Genomic DNA, 1034 nt, shown 5'->3' with positions numbered 1-1034 from the left:
GCGTTAGCAATTTAACTGTGATAAACTACCGCATTAAAGCTTATCGATGATAAGCTGTCAAACATGAGAATTCTCTGACGAATAATCTTTTCTTTTTTCTTTTGTAATAGTGTCTTTTGTGTCCCCCTGTTTTGAGGGATAGCAATCCCCCAATTTGAGGGATGTTTTATCCCTCGTTTTAGGGGATTTTCCCTCGTTTTGAGGGATGCACCATTCTGAGATGTTTTTATTTGGTCCAAACATGCCGCCTTGCTGCTTGATAATATTCATTCTGACGAGTTCTAACTTGGCTTCATTGCACCGTTTGACAGGTAACTTTGTAATCTCGCTAAGTTGAGAATCGGTGATTCTGTCCATTGGTTTATTCCACCCATAGGTTTTACGCAGAATGGCAAGCAGCACTTTAAACTGTCGCTTGGTCAGATCTTTAGCTGTCTTGGTTTGCCCAAAGCGCATTGCATAATCTTTCAGGGTTATGCGTTGTTCCATACAACCTCCTTAGTACATGCAACCATTATCACCGCCAGAGGTAAAATAGTCAACACGCACGGTGTTAGATATTTATCCCTTGCGGTGATAGATTTAACGTATGAGCACAAAAAAGAAACCATTAACACAAGAGCAGCTTGAGGACGCACGTCGCCTTAAAGCAATTTATGAAAAAAAGAAAAATGAACTTGGCTTATCCCAGGAATCTGTCGCAGACAAGATGGGGATGGGGCAGTCAGGCGTTGGTGCTTTATTTAATGGCATCAATGCATTAAATGCTTATAACGCCGCATTGCTTACAAAAATTCTCAAAGTTAGCGTTGAAGAATTTAGCCCTTCAATCGCCAGAGAAATCTACGAGATGTATGAAGCGGTTAGTATGCAGCCGTCACTTAGAAGTGAGTATGAGTACCCTGTTTTTTCTCATGTTCAGGCAGGGATGTTCTCACCTAAGCTTAGAACCTTTACCAAAGGTGATGCGGAGAGATGGGTAAGCACAAACCAAAAAAGCCAGTGATTCTGCATTCTGGCTTGAGGTTGAAGGT

Annotated in this window: 2 protein-coding genes; one reads left to right on the top strand and one right to left on the bottom strand. The window is 41.6% G+C overall.

Going from position 1 to position 1034, the window contains the following annotated elements; all coding sequences use genetic code 11:
• Positions 1 to 57 precede the first annotated feature (57 nt).
• The gene (locus tag HMPREF0549_RS08680; protein ID WP_002456141.1) at positions 58 to 489 is read right to left on the bottom strand and encodes a Cro/CI family transcriptional regulator; all 432 of its coding nucleotides are present in this window, start codon (positions 487 to 489) and stop codon (positions 58 to 60) included.
• A 100-nt stretch (positions 490 to 589) separates the two neighbouring features.
• Between HMPREF0549_RS08680 and HMPREF0549_RS08675 the strand changes: the two genes are divergently transcribed.
• The gene (locus HMPREF0549_RS08675; RefSeq protein WP_003717929.1) at positions 590 to 1006 is read left to right on the top strand and encodes a helix-turn-helix domain-containing protein; all 417 of its coding nucleotides are present in this window, start codon (positions 590 to 592) and stop codon (positions 1004 to 1006) included.
• Positions 1007 to 1034: the final 28 nt, after the last annotated feature.

The sequence above is a fragment of the Limosilactobacillus vaginalis DSM 5837 = ATCC 49540 genome, from assembly GCF_000159435.1.
GTDB classification, from domain to species: Bacteria; Bacillota; Bacilli; order Lactobacillales; family Lactobacillaceae; genus Limosilactobacillus; species Limosilactobacillus vaginalis.
Note: the sequence above shows the minus strand (reverse complement) of the source record. Positions and strands in the feature narration are given on the sequence as shown.